Raw genomic sequence first — 15,463 nt, 5'->3', positions numbered from 1 at the left:
TATTGGCTAGTAACCTCGAGTCATGTCCTCGAAGTCGTCTACCCGGATCGCCGAGCCTCTGCTCGGCGGTCCGGTCGGCATTCATCTGGGTGTCGCCGGGCGCCGGTTCCGCAGCTCCCAGGCTTATGCGCTGGCTGCTGTCCTCGGCGTCACGACCTTCCTCGCCCTGGCTCTGCAGGGCCCGTGTCTGAGCTCGGGATATGCACAGCCGGCCGCCTCGGCGAGGCTGTGTACAGGGCCTCTGTCCACGGCCTTCGTCGGTGAGGCCAACCCCGAAGTGCTCGGACGCGCCCATGGCGGAGCATCAGCACTGGCGCCTATCGAAGCCCGCCTGGTCGACCTGTTCCACCTGTTCACCAACGATGTCTCCCTGTTCATGGTCGGCGTGCTCCTGCTCAACACCGCAGGCATCGCTGCCCTCGGTGCGGGACTCCTCGTCCTTGCCCGCCACCGGGGATGGCTGGTCGCGGTCTTCGCCTCCCCGCTCATCCTCTTCACACTCGGTTCGACTCTCGATCCGCTTGCTCTCGCCCTGGCCGTGTGGGCGATGCTCCTCTTCTTCGGATCCCCGCCGCTGCGCCCGCGCGGCTGGTTGGCCGGAGTGCTGCTGGGCATCGCAGGATTCATCAACCCGCTCGCCCTGCTCGTCCTCCTGGCACTGACCCTGGCCGGGCCGAACCCGGCGCGGGGACTGAAGTCGCGGGATCCGCGGATGCTGCTGGCCGCGGCCACGATCACCTCGGCGCTGCTGCTGGTCGTCGACCTGACGGCGATCGACCGGATCGTCCACTGGTATTCCGATGCTGTCGACGGCGGATCCTTCGCCTCGATCCTGCTCATGGCCGAACTCGGCGACGTCTCCGTCTGGGCGCCGCTGTGGATCATCGCCTGCGGCGGAGTCATCCTCGCCGTCGCGATCTCCCTCTACATGGTCCGCCGCACCGGCCTCGATCCGGCAGTCGCCACCTGTCTGCTCATCGGGGGCTGTCTGCTGCTGGCACCGGGCCTCATGCCCTGGGACAGCCTGTGGCTGCTGCCCTTCATAGCGCTGTCCATCAGCCGTTGGTGGGTGCTCATCGTCTGGACTCTCGCCGAGGCGGTCTTCGCCATCGCCGTCCAGCTCGGCGATGTCTCCGGCTTCGAAGCGGACAAAGGACTCGACTCCACATTCGTCGCCCTGTTCACCCTGCTGCGGCTGCTGGCGCTCGTCCTCGTTGTGATCATGGCCGGGGAGAACCTCTACCGGCGACGGATCCGCGGTCCCATGGCCACGCCAGGGCCGCCTCGGCGAGGGGAAGAACCCGGGGGCATGCCCACGGATGATTCCGTTGCCGCAGGCGGGGATCACCACGATGAGGGACGTAAGGAAGAGCACGAATCCGGACATGACAGCGTGCGCACCGGTCGACTAGACTAGTGTGGTCTGTTCCCATTTCGTAAACAGTGCGGATTCGGGACGGACAGGCATATACCCTCCTGCCATGGACCGACCATGGCCGCAAAGACCAGAGGAGGTGGGTGACATATGCGCAAGTACGAGCTCATGCTCATTCTTGATAACGACCTCGAAGAGCGGACGCTGGCTGACACCGTGAACAACCTGATCAAGGTTGTCCCGGCTGAGAACGGCACCGTCGACAACGTGGACATCTGGGGACGTCGTCGCTTCGCGTACGAGATCCAGAAGAAGTCCGAAGGCTACTACGTCGTGGTTGATTTCCATGCCGAGCCTGCAACGACCAAGGAACTCGATCGTCAGCTCGGACTCAACGAGTCCGTTCTGCGCACGAAGATCCTCCGCCCAGACGCCAAGTAAGGCCTCTCAGCTACCTCGCTTCAAGGAGATCCAATGGCAGGCGAAACAGTCATCACGGTCGTCGGGAACCTCACCAGCGATCCCGAACTGCGCTTCACACCGAACGGTGCGGCAGTCGCAAACTTCACCGTGGCCTCGACGCCGCGTATCTTCGACCGTCAGGCCAACGAGTTCAAGGACGGGGAGACCCTGTTCCTGCGCTGCTCGGTGTGGCGTGAAATGGGAGAGAACGTCGCCGAATCTCTGCAGCGCGGTACACGGGTCGTCGTTCAGGGCCGACTGAAGTCCCGGTCCTTCGAAACCAAGGAAGGCGAGAAGCGCACGGTCATGGAGCTGGACGTCGACGAAGTCGGCCCCAGCCTGCGACGCGCCACCGCCCAGGTGACGAAGAACAGCCCCGGCGGCGGAGGAAACTTCGGCGGCGGCAACTTCGGCGGAAGCCAGGGCGGAGGCGGCCAGCAGGGCGGCTTCGGCAACCAGCAGTCCTCCGGATGGGGCAACAACCCCCAGCAGGGCGGCCCTCAGGGCGGCCAGCAGGGTGGTCAGCGCCAGGGATACGGTCAGGGCAACAACGGTCCCGCCAACGACCCGTGGGCATCATCGAACCCGCAGAGCGGCAACGGCGGCTGGGGCAACCCCGGCGCCGATGAACCACCGTTCTGATCCACGTCTGAAGACATTTCGAGACATTCGTTAACAGGAGATACTCATGGCAAAGCCAGAGATCCGGAAGCCTATCAAGAAGAAGGCTAATCCGCTCAAGAAGGGCGAAGCGGCGACCATCCACTACAAGGACACCGCTACGCTCCGTAAGTTCATTTCCGACCGCGGCAAGATCCGTGCACGTCGCGTCACCGGCGTGACCGTGCAGGAACAGCGCGTCATCGCAAAGGCTGTCAAGAACGCCCGCGAGATGGCACTTCTGCCCTACTCGAGCTCAGCTCGCTGATCGGAGGGAGACAGACATGCCTAACCGCAAAGTGATTCTGAACCAGGAAGTCGACGGCCTCGGTGCCGCCGGCGATGTCGTCGAGGTTCGTGCCGGATACGCACGCAACCTGCTTCTGCCTCGTGGCTGGGCTTCGGCCTGGTCCGCTGGCGCCGAGAAGCACATCGAGGCTCTGCGCAAGGCCCGCCAGGCCAAGCAGATCGCCGATCACGACGAAGCAGTGAAGGTCAAGGGCGAACTCGAGTCGGCCACGGCTCGCATCGATATGAAGGCCGGCAAGAACGGTCGCCTCTTCGGCGCCGTCACCCCCGCCCTCGTGGCAGAGGCCCTGCACACGGCCACCGGCCGCGATTTCGATCGCCGCCAGATTGCTCTGACCGGTCACGTCAAGACTCCCGGCAGCTACAACGCTGTTGTGCGCGTCGGCGACGAGATCACCGCGAAGATCAAGTTCGAGGTCATCGGCAAGGCCTGATCCGAACACCGCACCACCGCCGAGGCGGCACCTGAACTCAGGTGCCGCCTCGGCGTTTTTTGTGGGGTGGGTGTGGGTGGGCGGTCGGATCCTCATATCGACGTGGCCGTCGCAGAGACGGGGTTGCTCTCAGATCATCGCGGGGGTGGCATAACCTCTCGTTGCATCGGTGAGGTGTGCCGCTGACGGTGATGGATGGTCAGGAGTCCGGGTGATCTGTGTCGGCTGGGTAGGTGACTGGGCCGGCGTTGTTTCCCTCTGGACCGGCCTCACGACCGGTGTTGAGGCGTGCTCCTTCGCTCAGTTCGGCAGAGTCGATATGACCCGCGCCGAGGATATGTGCGACAGGCAGGTCTCGGGCGAGCAGCTGATCGGCGATGATCCGGCGGTGGCAGCGCCACCAGACGGCCTCCGAGCACATCAGCGTGCAACGTGTGTCTTCACTCCAGTCGATGAGGGTGTCGAGGTCGGTGCGGAATTCGTCGGTCAGACAGTGGTCGGCATAGTTGTGGAAGCTGCGGTTCTGCCACCAAGCATTGACGTCGAAGGGCACCGTGCGGCTGACAGGTCGACGGCCGGTCAGCCCGTCGAGGCGACGCAGTTCGATGCCGTGCTCGGCGAGGTCGGTCTCGAGGGTGTCGGCATTGAACTGGGGATACCTGTTCGATCCGGGCAGCCTGCGGACGTCGACGACCACCTCGGTGCTGGTGTCGGTGAGGAGCTCGATGAACTCGTTGAGTGAACGATTCGAGTGCCCGACGGTGAGGAACGGCGGCAGGCTGGGCGGCTCCGTGCTGTTTTCTGCGCGGGCGGTCGTGCTCGGTTCTCGGTCGGGAGTTCTGTCTGTCATTCGTGGTCGATGAGGTGCAGAGCGCTGCCCTTGTGAGCCGCGATGTGATCGGTCTTGTCGCTCTTGATCTCGTACTGCGGGTCATCGGCCGAGGCGCGACGGGTGTGGCCCATATAGTCGAAATCGGCGGTGTGGACCTTCGTGATGGTGCCCGAGACCTGCCCGGCCTCCGAGTTCCATCCCACGTGGTCGCCGACGAAGAAGTCGTGTGCCATGATGCCTCCTGCCTGCGCCGGATGAACTTCTTCCATCCAAACACGAAGATCGCACATTGGGAACTGCGCCGGCACGATCGGCTCAGGCCCAGGACTCCGGCAGCTGCGATCCTGGCGACCCAGACAGCAGGACTGACCCGAATCAGAGTTCGGACCAGTCCTGCACGGTCGTGCTGGTTCAGGCTTCGCTGAGGTCGGTGATGAGGGCGTCGATGAAGGCTTCGCAGGCGGCGATCTGGTCGAGTTCGATGAACTCGTCGGGCGCGTGGGCCTGGGCGATGTCTCCGGGGCCGCAGACGACGGTGGGGATGCCGGCCTCGGAGAACAGTCCCGCCTCGGTGCCGTAGGTGACCTTGTCGTCGGTGGCGATGCCGCCCCAGTTCGCGGCGAGTGTCACGATGTCGGCATCGGCCGGGGTCTCGCAGCCCGGGGCGGCGGCCTCGATGGTGAAATCGACACCGGCGGCCTCGTTCTCGGCGGCCATGGCGCGGCCCAGACGATCGGCCTCGTCGCGGAAACGGGCGATGAGAGCTTCACGGTCGACGGATCCGAGTGAGCGGAACTCGAACTGCACGGTCGCCTCGGCGGGGATCGTATTCACGGCGATGCCGCCGTTAAAGGTGTTCGCCGTGACCGAGGTGAAGGGCACGACATAGGCCTCGTCGAAGGGCCCTTCGGTGCGGAATTCCGCGGCGACTGCGTGGACGAAGGCGACGAACTCGGAGGCATAGGAGATGGCGTTGACGCCTTCGGGAGTGAGCGATGAGTGGGCGGCGACGCCGTGGAAGTCGACGCGGAAGACGTTCATCGACTTGTGGCCGCGGATGACGCGCATGCTCGAGGGTTCGCCGACCACGCATCCGCGGGGAGCCAGTCCCTCCTCGGTGACGGCCTTGACGAGGTCGATGGCGCCGACGCATCCGATCTTCTCGTCATAGGAGAAGGCGAGGTGGATGGGTTCGCGCAGGTTCGCGGACTTGAGCGTCTCGAGGCGGGAGAGGATGACGCCGATGAAGGATTTCATGTCCGCGCTGCCGCGGGCAAAGTACTTTCCGTCGCGGATCTCGGGGGTGAACGGGTCCGAGGCCCAATCCTGGCCGTCGACGGGGACGACGTCGGTGTGGCCGGACAGCACGATGCCGCCGGTCGTGGTGCCGTCGGCTGCGGGGATGGTCGCGAGCAGGTTCGCCTTCGTGCCTTCCGAGTTCGGGATCCGGCGGGATTCGATTCCGGCGGCCTCGAGGCGAGCTTCGACGTGGTCGATGAGTGGGAGGTTCGTGTCCCGGCTCGTCGTATCGAAGGTGATGAGATTCGTGATCTCGGTGATGGTGGCCTCTGCGGGTGTCGCTGGCACGACTGCTCCTGACTCTCGGATGCGGTTGGCGTCGATCCGGTCGTCTCGCGTCGGCTGCGGCGAAGGGCCATGATGGTCCCCAGAGGGCCGTGGCCCCCGTGCAGGACTGCGGTGACCAGACACTCCCACTCTACGTGTCGTGCTCGTGCCGCGTGGAACCGGACCACGGGTTGAGCACGGGTGCGGAGCTCTTACGGTGTGGTCCTATGCGTCCCGCACTGTGAGGGCCTCATCCTCCCGTCGGCCGCACAACGTCCTGGTGGTCGCGTAACCTCCCTTTGCACCAGTCTGGTGTGCTGGTAACGGTGCGAAGCGTCGGTGACAGTGAGGGGTACTCACTTATGAGCGAGGATGAGCAGGGCCTCGTTGCGAGCCGCGAGGCCCTCTGCGGGGATTTCGGCGTTCATCTCTTCGCGCATGACTGCTCGCTTGACCGGGTCCATCGTCAGCTGAGCCGAATGAGTGAACACCATCGACAGCCAACCGTGCCGTGAATAGTGCAGGTCTTCGGTGAAAGTGGACTCCCGCGGGGTGAGGTTCATGGCGCGCAGCTGGGCGAGTGCCGGGTGCTCGACGGGTTCGAAATTGTTCTTCGACGTCGTCGTTGCCGAATTCCCCGCAGGTCCTTGGTTCCCCGCCGTCTCTGCACTTGCCGTCATCTCTGCACTTGCAGCCGACCCCGCGCTCGCTGCAGTTCCGAGGCTCGCTGTGGTTCCCTCGGAATGGAAGCCTGCGGTGATGGCGTCGAGTCGGGTCCGCAGTTCCCCGCACGGCTCAATATCGTTCCAGGCCAGAGCCAGACTCCCGCCCGGTTCGAGCAGGTCTCGGATCTTCGGCAGAGCGATCATCGGGTCGACCCAGTGAAAGGACTGGCCGAAGCTGACGAGGTCGAAAGTGCGGCCGCGGCTGTCCCAGGTCTCGAACCCCGAGATCTCGACGTCGAGGCCCTTGGCCCGGGCGACGTCAGCCATCCCCGCGTCGGGTTCGACCGCCAGGACGTCGGCACCGGCCTCTCCGAGTTGGACGGCGAGGATGCCCGTGCCCGAACCGACATCGAGGATGCGCGGAACACGTGAACCTGCCCCCGCCTCGGCGGCGTTGATCATGGTCGAGACGAGCGCGGCAGGATATTTCGGTCGGTAGGCGTCGTAGTCCGTGGCCACCTCGCCGAAGGATTCCGCTCGCTCACGATTCTCGAAGTACTCCATCCACCGAGCCTATCGGCCTTCAGGGAATTCGCCGGACGTCTCCCGGCCCCTTTCCTCATCAGACTTCGACCGATGCAGGATCGGGGAACTCCCCAAAGCTCAGATCGTCATCGATCGGTGCCAGTTCGAGATAGCTGGGGCAGCCGTCGTCGATGAAGAGGAGGAGCATCGCCCCAGCGGTGCCAGCGGCGAGGACGACGCGATTCGACCAATCTCCGTCGCCTCCCTGATCATCGCGCGATTCATCGTCGACGTGAAGGTGGGGACGCATGCCGATGCTCGGGCAGGTCCCGCAATCGCATTCGCTAGTCACCAGGACCTCGCCGAGGCTGCTCTCCCAGAGTCGTCTCTGTTCGGTGGTGATCGGCACCGGTGGATCCCATCCTTCACGCTGCTCAGGAGTGAACTTCGCATAGTCGGCCTCGTCGGGAGACGTCGTGGCCGAGCGGATCATCAAGAGCGCAACGCTGCGTTCTCGGGTACTCAGGGGGCGAGCCATGGTGGCTACTCTAGCTCGATGGGTGTGGGGCAGGCCCTGGCTCGAACCTGGCGCGGTGTGCTTTTGTGTTCAACACCTACAGTTAGCGGCACAGCCACCCGGTGCACCGGGGCGTTATGTCGCGAACAGTGGCCGATGCCGCTTGCGAGTGGGAGTGAGGGCAACGGTGTTGGATGCGGGTGGGATGGGGTGTTGCGTGCGGTGTCGGATGTCTGACTGCGGTTCAGCTGATCTCGCGCCCGGACTGCACGCCGAATTCTCAGCTGTGAACCCGCCGGCGGATGCGGGTCGAGGCCGCCGATTTCGCTAAAGTCGTGGAGCAGGGGGTAACGATGTCGATCGAGAAGACACCATCCGTACCGCGCTTCGGCGCCGGAGGCGGAACCGGCGGACCGTCAGAGCTCACGCCGGAGGATCAAGAGCGCGCTCGCGGGCTGAGGAAGATGCGCACGCTCGCGCTGTCTCTGCTCATCCTCGCCACGCTCATCTTCCTCTCCACCCACATCTTCACCGACAACACCGGGATCTGGGGCTTCGTCTCCCGAGCCTCGGAGGCGGCGATGATCGGCGCGATCGCCGATTGGTTCGCTGTCACCGCGCTCTTCCGCCACCCTCTCGGTCTGCCGATCCCGCACACCGCGATCATCCCGCGCAAGAAGGACACTCTCGGTGCGAGTCTGTCGGCGTTCGTCGCCGCGAATTTCCTCCACGCCGAGGCGGTGTCGACGAAGATCCGATCCGCTGAGATCTCCCATCGTGCCGGAGGATGGCTGGCCAAACCCGGCAACCGTGACATCGTCGTCGACCGTGCCGCAGGAGGCCTCGAGTATGTGCTCGCGCGCATCGACGACGATTCCATCAAGGCGCTGACCAGGAACGTCATCATCCCTCGGCTGGTGGCCACAAGGAAGACTCCGGTACTGGCGCAGCTGCTGCGTCAGATCGTGCTCGACGGTGCTCACCACAGACTCGTCGACCTCGTCGTCACCGAGGCCTACTCCTGGCTGCGTGACAATCCGCAGGTCATCGACGAGATCGTTCACAACCGGGCACCGTCCTGGGTGCCCGATTTCGTCAATGAACAGCTGGCGAACCGGCTGCAGCGTGAAGTCCTCGGCTGGGTCGCCGATGTCCGCGACAACGAGTACCACAAAGCTCGGCAGGCCCTCGATGCCTGGCTCGTCGATCTCTCCGACGACCTCGAATCCGACTCGTCGCTGTCCCAAAGGGCCGAAGAGATCATCAACGATCTCCTCAGCCAAGACGGAGTCGTCGACTCGGTCCTCGAGATCTGGGGTTCGCTCAAACAGCTTCTGCGCGAGGCCATCATCGACTCCGATGGAGAGGTCCGTGCCCGCATCTGGCAGCTCATCGGGGAATTCGCCGAACGACTGCAGACCGACTCGGACTTCTCCCGCCGCATCGATGACCAGATCGCCACCACCGCCGGTGATCTGGCCGAGAGTTTCGGGCCCGAGATCGCCAGCGTCATCTCTGACACCATCGAACGGTGGGATGCGAAGGAAGCCGCCGAGCGCATCGAACTCTACGTCGGTCGCGACCTCCAGTACATCCGCATCAACGGCACCGTCATCGGCGCACTCGTCGGACTCGTGATCCACACCGTCATCGTGCTCCTGCCGGGGTGAGGTTCAGGCCATCTTGGCTATTTGTCTGATGATGACTTTGATGCAGTCCCCTGGTCGTCATTCGAGCATCATAACCAGAATTTACTGATGCTAGAATTGATGTTCACAGCCAGCTGCAATTTGGGTTGCCGATGGCTCCGTGGGAGGGAGATGCGATGAGAACGACAGTCACCATCGATGATGATCTCGTGGACAAGGCCGTCGAAGTCAGCGGAATCACCGAACGTTCTGCTCTGATCCGCGAAGGGCTGAAGACGCTTGTCAGGGTGGAGAGTGCACGTCGCCTTGCGGCTCTGGGGGGTTCTGATCCGGAGAGCTCCGCCGCACCACGACGACGTAACGAAGTCGCATGATCCTCGTCGACACCTCGGTGTGGATCGATCATCTTCATCGCGCTGATCCTCTGCTCCAGCATCTGCTGGAGATCGATGAGGTCGGAAGCCACTCCGCTGTTGTCGAAGAGTTGGCCCTCGGCACTTTGAAGTCTCGCGAAGAGGTTCTCAACGGCCTCGAAGCACTGTTCCGGTTTCCTGATTTGGCTCACGAGGAGCTCATGAGCTTCATATCGATGAGGTCATTGTGGGGCCGAGGACTGAGCGCAGCTGACGTTCACCTGCTCGGTTCAGCGTTGGTCGTAGACGGCGCTCGTCTGTGGACTCGTGACAAGAGACTCGTTCGCGCCGCTGAAGAGGTCGGCCGCGATTTCGCTCCCTCGAAATGACAGTCGTGACTGCGAGGTCAGGTGGGCCTGGTCTCTGCACTCTGTGAACACAGCGCCGGTATCAGAGTGGCGATCTGCTCCCTGATCCATTCCACCGCTCCCGCGCGGCCGGCGATGTGATCGCGCAGCGCGCTTTCGAAGATGCCATCGAACATCGTATAGGCCGCGCGCGATCCGACCAGTGGCCGATTTCCGGCGAGGTCTGCATACCGGCTGACCACGCGCCAGATCATGTCCTCGAGCCCACGGTCGATGTCGTAGACGTCCTCCCGCAGCTCCTCCTGGAACATGCTCTGCGACCGCAGGTCGTACCAGAGCCGATGCATCGACGGCTCTTCCGTCAGCGTCTGTACGAGCTTGTCGGCGAAGCCCGCGAGCAGGCCCTCGGCAGTGGCAGCTTCCTCGACGACCGCGTCGTAGCGGTGCATGCACTGGGTCTTATAGTGCTTGACGCAGCAGACGATGAGCTCGGTCTTGTCGCGGAAGTAGTAGTGGATGACCCCGTGGCTGAACTCTGAATTGGCAGCGATCTCGCGCAGACTCGTCCGGGCATAGCCGAGCTCGCCGAGCGTCTGCAGAGCGGACTCCGCGAGCTTGATCCGACGCTCGTCATAGCTGCCCGTGCCCCGTCTGCTGCGGGCAGGCTTCTGTTGAGACTCAGTACTGGCCACGTCTCGATGGTAGCTTTTCCGCTCTGCCTGGGCAATTGGTTTGGACAGATGGTCTTGACAGTTGTCAAGAATGAATGTGACGCTGAACACCCAACATGGAAACGACGGCAAAGGAGCCGCAATGTCTACCTATGATCTGACCGGAAGGCGCGCATTGGTGACCGGTGGAGCGCAGGGGCTGGGAGAGTCCTACGCTCGCGCCTTATCCGCAGCAGGGGCGAAGGTCGCTGTCGCTGACCTGCAGGAACGCGGCGCGGAGGTGGCTGCCGACCTCGGCGTCGGCCATCACTTCGTCAAGCTCGACGTGACTGATGACGCGTCCTGGCAGGCAGCGATCGAATCGACGGTCGGGGCACTGGGCGGTCTGGACATCGTCATCAACAACGCTGGAGTGGAGATCACCAGCCTGGTCACTGAGATCGACCCGGCCGAAGCGAAGACGATGCTCGATGTCAACGTCCTGGGTACGGTTCTCGGGCTCAAGCACGGCCTGCGCGCGATGCGGCCAGGCGGTCCCGCCGAAGGCGGCGGGACGATCATCAACGTCGCCTCGGTGGCAGCCACGATCGCATTCCCCGGTATCTCCGTGTACTCGGCGACCAAATCGGCCATCGACCGGCTCACAAGGGTCGCGGCGATGGAGAGCGGCAAGCTCGGCTACGGAGTTCGGGTCAACTGCATCTTCCCCGGTCTCGTTCCCAATGAGATGGGCGCGGGGCTGGCCAACGACGTCTCGGAGCTCGGTCTCTTCGAAAGCCCCGAGGCGGCGGTCGCAGCAGTCGTCGAACTCACACCGTCGGGTCGTCTCGCCGAGGAGCAGGACATCACCGATGCCCTCCTGTTCCTCGCCTCCGACCAGTCTCGGTTCGTCAACGGCGCCGCCCTCCAAGTCGACGGAGGTATGGGCATGTGACCACCCCAAGAGAAACGACAAAGACAGCAACGAAGAAGGAGACAGATATGTCAGCATCCAGCAAACCCGTCATCGTCTACGGCGCAAGCGGCTACACCGGCCGGATCGTCTGCGAATACCTGCGTCAGTATGGTGTGCCGTTCATCGCCGCCGGGCGCAACGAGCAGCGACTGAAGGACTCGATGGCCACGAACGTTCCCGGCATCGAGACCGCTGACTTCGAGGTCAGAGCCGTCGACAACGAACTCGGCGCCCTCACCGAGCTGTTCTCCGACGCCGAAGTCGTTATCAACACCGTCGGACCCTTCAGCAAGTACGGGCCCACGGTCGTCCAGGCGGCTCTCGACGCCGGTGTCCATTACTCCGACACCTCGGGTGAGCAGGATTGGCTGATCACCTGCCAAGAGGAGTTCGGTGAGCAGTTCGCCGCAAAGGACCGTCTGCTCTCTCCCGGTCTGGCCCAGATGTACACGATCGGCGAGATCGCCGCGAACCTCTGCCTCGACAAGCCCGGCCTCGACACCTTGGACATCGCGGTGTTCTGGGGCGGCAGTCCGACGATCGCCTCGACGCAGACGATCCTCGTCAACGCAGCGACCTCGAGGGCGTACTACCTCGAGCGCAATGCCTACACCGAGTTCGATCCGAACGAGGGTCTCGTTCCGCTCGTCGTTCCCGGCCAGCATGAGTTGGCTCAGTCGCTTCCCTGGGGCGGGACGAGTCACCCGGTGTGGTTCAAGAACGACCCGCGGGTCGCCAACGTCAAGGCCCAGGGCGGAGTCTTCAACACACCGCTCATGCGCGGGGTACCGGTCATCGTGGCCAACGCCCTCGAACAGACGAAGGACATGTCCGATGACGAACGCGATGCGGTGCTCACCGAGACGGCTGCACAGGTGATGAGCGAGATGCCGCCGCGGGAGAATCCACTGGTGAATAAGTCACTCGACTCGGTCCACGCCAGCGGACCGCTCGGCAGAGCGCACTGTGTCATCCACGGCAACAGCAATTATCAGCAGACCGGACTGCTCCAGGCCTACTTCGCGTATCACCTCATCCAACAACCGCCTCGGCGAGTGGGATTCGCCTCGGGATGCCAGGCGTTCGGACACCTGGAGCTCCTGGGTGTGCTGCGGGAGTTCGGCCTCGTCGCCGAACCGGTGCTCACGGTGCAGAACTGAGTCAGGGGATCGAGAATTATGAGACTCGCGGACTTCCTCGACAAGGGAGCGACGATCGACCCTCATGCTCCGTGTCTGACCACGGATGGTCAGACACGCAGCTACGAACAGGTGGTGTCGCTGTCGTACGATATCGCAGCCGCGCTTGCTGCGAGAGGGGTGGAGCCCGGTGACAAGGTGGCCATCATCTCGAGCAACGACCCCACGGCTTTCACCTGTGTGTTCGGCATCAGTCGTCTCGGAGCAGTGTGGTGCCCGATCAATCCGCGGAACGAAGCCGGGGAGAATCGGGAGCTTTTGGAGCTCTCGGATTGTCGAGTCGTCATCTTCGCAGGCGCATATGCCGACCTGGTCGAGAGGATCAGGGCAGATCTGCCGCTGGTCCACACATGGGTGTGCCTCGATGAGGCACCGGAAGGGGCATTGACCTGGAGGGATTTCCTCGACGGAGGACGGGATGCTTCGGTCGGGGGTGAGCCGGTCGACGATCTCGCGATGGTCGTCGGCACGGGCGGCACGACCGGCCGCCCGAAGGGGGTCATGCTGTCCAATCGCAGCCTCGAGACGATGACGGCGCTGACTCTGATGTCCTACCCGTTCACCGGGCGGCCGGTCTATCTGACGATGGCTCCGCTCACCCATGCCGCAGGAGTGCTGTGCTTTCCGATCCTCGCCCTGGGTGGTCAGATCGTCATCATGCGCACCGCCGACGTCGGGCAGTTCCTCACGAATGTCGAAACGCACGCGGTGACGCATTCGTTCCTCCCGCCGACGATCGTGTACATGATCCTCGCCGAGGAGGGGCTCGATTCCACAGATCTCAGCTCTTTGGAATGCCTCTGGTATGGAGCTGCTCCGATGTCTCCCGTGCGCCTCGAGGAGGCGCTGACAAGGATCGGTCCGGTGATGGCGCAGCTGCTCGGGCAGACCGAAGCGCCGATGATGATTTCGACTCTGGCTCCCCGGGACCACTTCCTGCCCGACGGCTCCGTGGCTGCTGATCGCTTGAGTTCGGCCGGCAGGCCGACTCCGCTGTGCACGGTGGCGATCATGGATGTCGACGGCTCGATCCTGCCCCGCGGTGAGCGCGGGGAGATCGTCGTCCGCGGCTCACTCGTCATGGACGGCTACTATAAGAATCCCGCAGCCACCGAGGAGGCGTCACGCTTCGGATGGCACCACACCGGTGACATCGGCTACCTCGACGAGGATGACTACCTCTTTGTCGTCGATCGGGCCAAGGACATGATCATCACCGGAGGGTTCAATGTCTACTCCACCGAGGTTGAGCAGGCGCTGCTCTCACATCCGGATGTGCAGGATTGTGCCGTCATCGGCCTTCCCGACGACCACTGGGGTGAGAAGGTCGCCGCTGTCGTCCAGCTGCGCCGAGGCGGTGAGGCGTCGATGGAGGATCTGCGCGCTCACGTCAAGGCTCGGATCGGCAGCGTGAAGACCCCGAAGCTCATCGAAGCCTGGTCGGACCTGCCGCGGTCCAAGGTCGGGAAGGTGCTCAAGGTCGACATTCGCGACGAGCTGCTGCAGGAGGCTCGGCCGGTCATTCGTCCTGGTGGACGAGCTGAATGAGGTTGCCGACCGTGTCGTCGAGTACAGCCGTGGTGATCGGTCCCATCGTCGTGGGTTCCTGAGTGAAGATGACGCCGAGGCTGCTCAGCCTCTCGTATTCGGCCTGAACATCGTCGACGGCGAACTGATTCATCGGGATCCCGTCGGCCACGAGCGCCTCGGTGAAGGGCACGACAGCCGGGTGCGAGTTGGGTTCGAGGACGATCTCGACTCCGTCGGGATCCTCCGGTGAGACCACGGTCAGCCAGCGCGGACCACCCAGGTCGATATCGTGCTTGAGCACGAAGCCGAGAGTGTCCGTGTAGAAGGCCAGGGCTTTCTGCTGATCGGTGACGAAGATGGATGTCCAGTTGACCTTCATGATGGCTCCTCAGCTTCCGGTCGTGCGCCGGCTCGGTCGATGTCGCGGAGTCTGGAGACTATCAGGCCCAGTGCCCGGCTTCGGCTTTCCATCAACAGGGGTTGGGTTTTCCTTCCCCCACTCGTGGGCTGACTTCATGGTCGGCGCAGAAGCCGCGAGAAATCATAGAGACATGACTTCTTCACCGAATGCTGCGCAGCAGGCCGCTCACCAGAACCCCGCAATCATCACCGCCGGCAACGTTTCGAAACACTTCAACCAGACGTATGCGCTCGCCGGAGTCGCCCTCACGATCGGCCTCGGCGAGTCCTTGGCGATCATGGGTCCCTCCGGCTCGGGCAAGACCACCCTCCTGCACTGTCTTGCCGGAATCATCAGCCCCGACGGCGGCCGCATCGGCCTCTCGGCCACCGACCGCAGCGCCGCCGCCGAGATCACGTCCCTCAAAGAATCCGGCCGCACGGCCCTGCGCCGCGAGGTCTTCGGCTTCGTCTTCCAGCAGGGACTGCTCCTGCCCGAACTCACCGCCGTCGACAATGTCGCACTCGCCGCCATGCTCGCCGGAATGAACCGAGCCGATGCCACAGCGCACGCCCGAGCCTGGCTCGACCGACTCGGCCTGACCGAGCACTTGAACAAACGGATCGGGCAGCTCTCCGGCGGTCAGGCCCAGAGAGTGGCCATCGCCCGTGCCCAGGTCACCCAGCCCGTCGTCACCTTCGCCGACGAACCGACCGGCGCCCTCGACTCACGCACCTCCTCCGAAGTCCTCACCGAGCTGCTGGGCTCCACGACCGGCCGAGGATCCACACTCGTCGTCGTCACCCACGATGAGAACGTCGCCGCCCGCTGCTCCCGAGTCGTCCGGCTCGCCGACGGCCGCATCGTCGCCGATTCAGCAATGCAGAACCCTGCCGCACAGAACCAGGGCATACAGAATCAGGGCATACAGAACCCTGGGATGCAGACGACATCGCCACAGCAGGCTCCCACCCAGAACCACAGGTGAGCACC

19 protein-coding genes are annotated in these 15,463 nt (G+C 63.7%); 12 read left to right on the top strand and 7 right to left on the bottom strand.

Features of this window, described 5'->3' with window-relative positions; all coding sequences use genetic code 11:
• Positions 1-22 precede the first annotated feature (22 nt).
• The 5 genes from EB835_RS03075 to rplI all read left to right on the top strand — a co-directional run bounded on the left by EB835_RS03075 (position 23) and on the right by rplI (position 3,240).
• Positions 23-1,417 (top strand): hypothetical protein, encoded by a 1,395-nt coding sequence (locus EB835_RS03075; protein ID WP_205749848.1) that lies wholly within the window; start codon positions 23-25, stop codon positions 1,415-1,417.
• Positions 1,418-1,525: 108 nt separating this feature from the next.
• Positions 1,526-1,816 (top strand): 30S ribosomal protein S6, encoded by a 291-nt coding sequence (rpsF, locus tag EB835_RS03070; RefSeq protein WP_025779601.1) that lies wholly within the window; start codon positions 1,526-1,528, stop codon positions 1,814-1,816.
• Positions 1,817-1,849: 33 nt separating this feature from the next.
• The gene (locus EB835_RS03065) at positions 1,850-2,479 is read left to right on the top strand and encodes a single-stranded DNA-binding protein (RefSeq protein WP_135808008.1); all 630 of its coding nucleotides are present in this window, start codon (positions 1,850-1,852) and stop codon (positions 2,477-2,479) included.
• Between the two features lie 46 nt (positions 2,480-2,525).
• Positions 2,526-2,765 carry a 30S ribosomal protein S18 gene (rpsR, locus tag EB835_RS03060; protein WP_135537718.1) on the top strand — a complete coding sequence of 80 codons (240 nt, stop codon included), beginning with the start codon at positions 2,526-2,528 and terminating at the stop codon, positions 2,763-2,765.
• 16 nt (positions 2,766-2,781) lie between these two features.
• Positions 2,782-3,240: a 50S ribosomal protein L9 gene (gene rplI / locus EB835_RS03055; protein ID WP_135808007.1), complete on the top strand. Its 459-nt coding sequence runs from the start codon at positions 2,782-2,784 to the stop codon at positions 3,238-3,240.
• Between the two features lie 199 nt (positions 3,241-3,439).
• Here the strand turns inward: rplI and EB835_RS03050 are convergent, their stop codons facing one another.
• From EB835_RS03050 to EB835_RS03030, 5 genes are all read right to left on the bottom strand, one after another.
• Positions 3,440-4,090: a DUF488 domain-containing protein gene (locus tag EB835_RS03050; RefSeq protein WP_135808006.1), complete on the bottom strand. Its 651-nt coding sequence runs from the start codon at positions 4,088-4,090 to the stop codon at positions 3,440-3,442.
• Positions 4,087-4,305 carry a hypervirulence associated TUDOR domain-containing protein gene (locus EB835_RS03045; RefSeq protein ID WP_135808005.1) on the bottom strand — a complete coding sequence of 73 codons (219 nt, stop codon included), beginning with the start codon at positions 4,303-4,305 and terminating at the stop codon, positions 4,087-4,089. Before EB835_RS03045 ends, EB835_RS03050 begins: the two co-directional genes overlap by 4 nt.
• 178 nt (positions 4,306-4,483) lie before the next feature.
• The gene (argE, locus tag EB835_RS03040; RefSeq protein ID WP_240688518.1) at positions 4,484-5,659 is read right to left on the bottom strand and encodes an acetylornithine deacetylase; all 1,176 of its coding nucleotides are present in this window, start codon (positions 5,657-5,659) and stop codon (positions 4,484-4,486) included.
• Positions 5,660-5,994: 335 nt separating this feature from the next.
• Positions 5,995-6,867 (bottom strand): class I SAM-dependent methyltransferase, encoded by an 873-nt coding sequence (locus EB835_RS03035; RefSeq protein ID WP_135808004.1) that lies wholly within the window; start codon positions 6,865-6,867, stop codon positions 5,995-5,997.
• A 58-nt stretch (positions 6,868-6,925) separates the two neighbouring features.
• Positions 6,926-7,366, bottom strand: a complete 441-nt coding sequence (locus tag EB835_RS03030) for a hypothetical protein (RefSeq protein WP_135808003.1) — start codon at positions 7,364-7,366, stop codon at positions 6,926-6,928.
• A 332-nt stretch (positions 7,367-7,698) separates the two neighbouring features.
• On the opposite strand from EB835_RS03030, the gene EB835_RS03025 reads away from it, so the two are divergent.
• The 3 genes from EB835_RS03025 to EB835_RS03015 all read left to right on the top strand — a co-directional run bounded on the left by EB835_RS03025 (position 7,699) and on the right by EB835_RS03015 (position 9,736).
• A complete protein-coding gene (locus tag EB835_RS03025) occupies positions 7,699-9,015 on the top strand; it encodes a DUF445 domain-containing protein (protein ID WP_135808002.1) in 1,317 nt (438 codons plus the stop codon).
• A 155-nt stretch (positions 9,016-9,170) separates the two neighbouring features.
• The gene (locus EB835_RS03020) at positions 9,171-9,368 is read left to right on the top strand and encodes a type II toxin-antitoxin system VapB family antitoxin (protein ID WP_135808001.1); all 198 of its coding nucleotides are present in this window, start codon (positions 9,171-9,173) and stop codon (positions 9,366-9,368) included.
• Complete coding sequence (locus EB835_RS03015; protein WP_135808000.1) at positions 9,365-9,736, top strand: type II toxin-antitoxin system VapC family toxin; 372 nt, start codon at positions 9,365-9,367, stop codon at positions 9,734-9,736. The genes EB835_RS03020 and EB835_RS03015 overlap by 4 nt, the downstream gene beginning before the upstream one ends.
• Before the next feature lie 17 nt (positions 9,737-9,753).
• Here the strand turns inward: EB835_RS03015 and EB835_RS03010 are convergent, their stop codons facing one another.
• Positions 9,754-10,407 carry a TetR/AcrR family transcriptional regulator gene (locus EB835_RS03010; protein ID WP_135807999.1) on the bottom strand — a complete coding sequence of 218 codons (654 nt, stop codon included), beginning with the start codon at positions 10,405-10,407 and terminating at the stop codon, positions 9,754-9,756.
• A gap of 121 nt (positions 10,408-10,528) precedes the next feature.
• Here EB835_RS03010 and EB835_RS03005 point away from each other — a divergent pair, with 121 nt between their 5' ends.
• The 3 genes from EB835_RS03005 to EB835_RS02995 are packed head-to-tail and all read left to right on the top strand — an operon-like array spanning position 10,529 to position 14,088.
• On the top strand, positions 10,529-11,320 hold the full coding sequence (locus EB835_RS03005) for an SDR family NAD(P)-dependent oxidoreductase (RefSeq protein WP_135807998.1): 792 nt from the start codon (positions 10,529-10,531) through the stop codon (positions 11,318-11,320).
• Between the two features lie 47 nt (positions 11,321-11,367).
• On the top strand, positions 11,368-12,501 hold the full coding sequence (locus tag EB835_RS03000) for a DUF5938 domain-containing protein (protein WP_135807997.1): 1,134 nt from the start codon (positions 11,368-11,370) through the stop codon (positions 12,499-12,501).
• 18 nt (positions 12,502-12,519) lie between these two features.
• A complete protein-coding gene (locus EB835_RS02995; RefSeq protein WP_135807996.1) occupies positions 12,520-14,088 on the top strand; it encodes an AMP-binding protein in 1,569 nt (522 codons plus the stop codon).
• Here EB835_RS02995 and EB835_RS02990 read toward each other — a convergent pair.
• Positions 14,060-14,449 carry a VOC family protein gene (locus tag EB835_RS02990; RefSeq protein WP_135807995.1) on the bottom strand — a complete coding sequence of 130 codons (390 nt, stop codon included), beginning with the start codon at positions 14,447-14,449 and terminating at the stop codon, positions 14,060-14,062. The genes EB835_RS02995 and EB835_RS02990 overlap by 29 nt on opposite strands.
• Before the next feature lie 172 nt (positions 14,450-14,621).
• On the opposite strand from EB835_RS02990, the gene EB835_RS02985 reads away from it, so the two are divergent.
• Positions 14,622-15,458, top strand: coding sequence for an ABC transporter ATP-binding protein (locus tag EB835_RS02985; RefSeq protein ID WP_135807994.1), 837 nt, complete (start codon positions 14,622-14,624; stop codon positions 15,456-15,458).
• The last annotated feature ends 5 nt before the right edge of the window (positions 15,459-15,463 follow it).

Source organism: Brevibacterium sp. S22 (assembly GCF_004745485.1).
GTDB lineage: Bacteria > Actinomycetota > Actinomycetes > Actinomycetales > Brevibacteriaceae > Brevibacterium.
The sequence above is the reverse complement of the archived record's forward strand: the minus strand, read 5'-3'. Positions and strand labels throughout refer to the sequence as shown.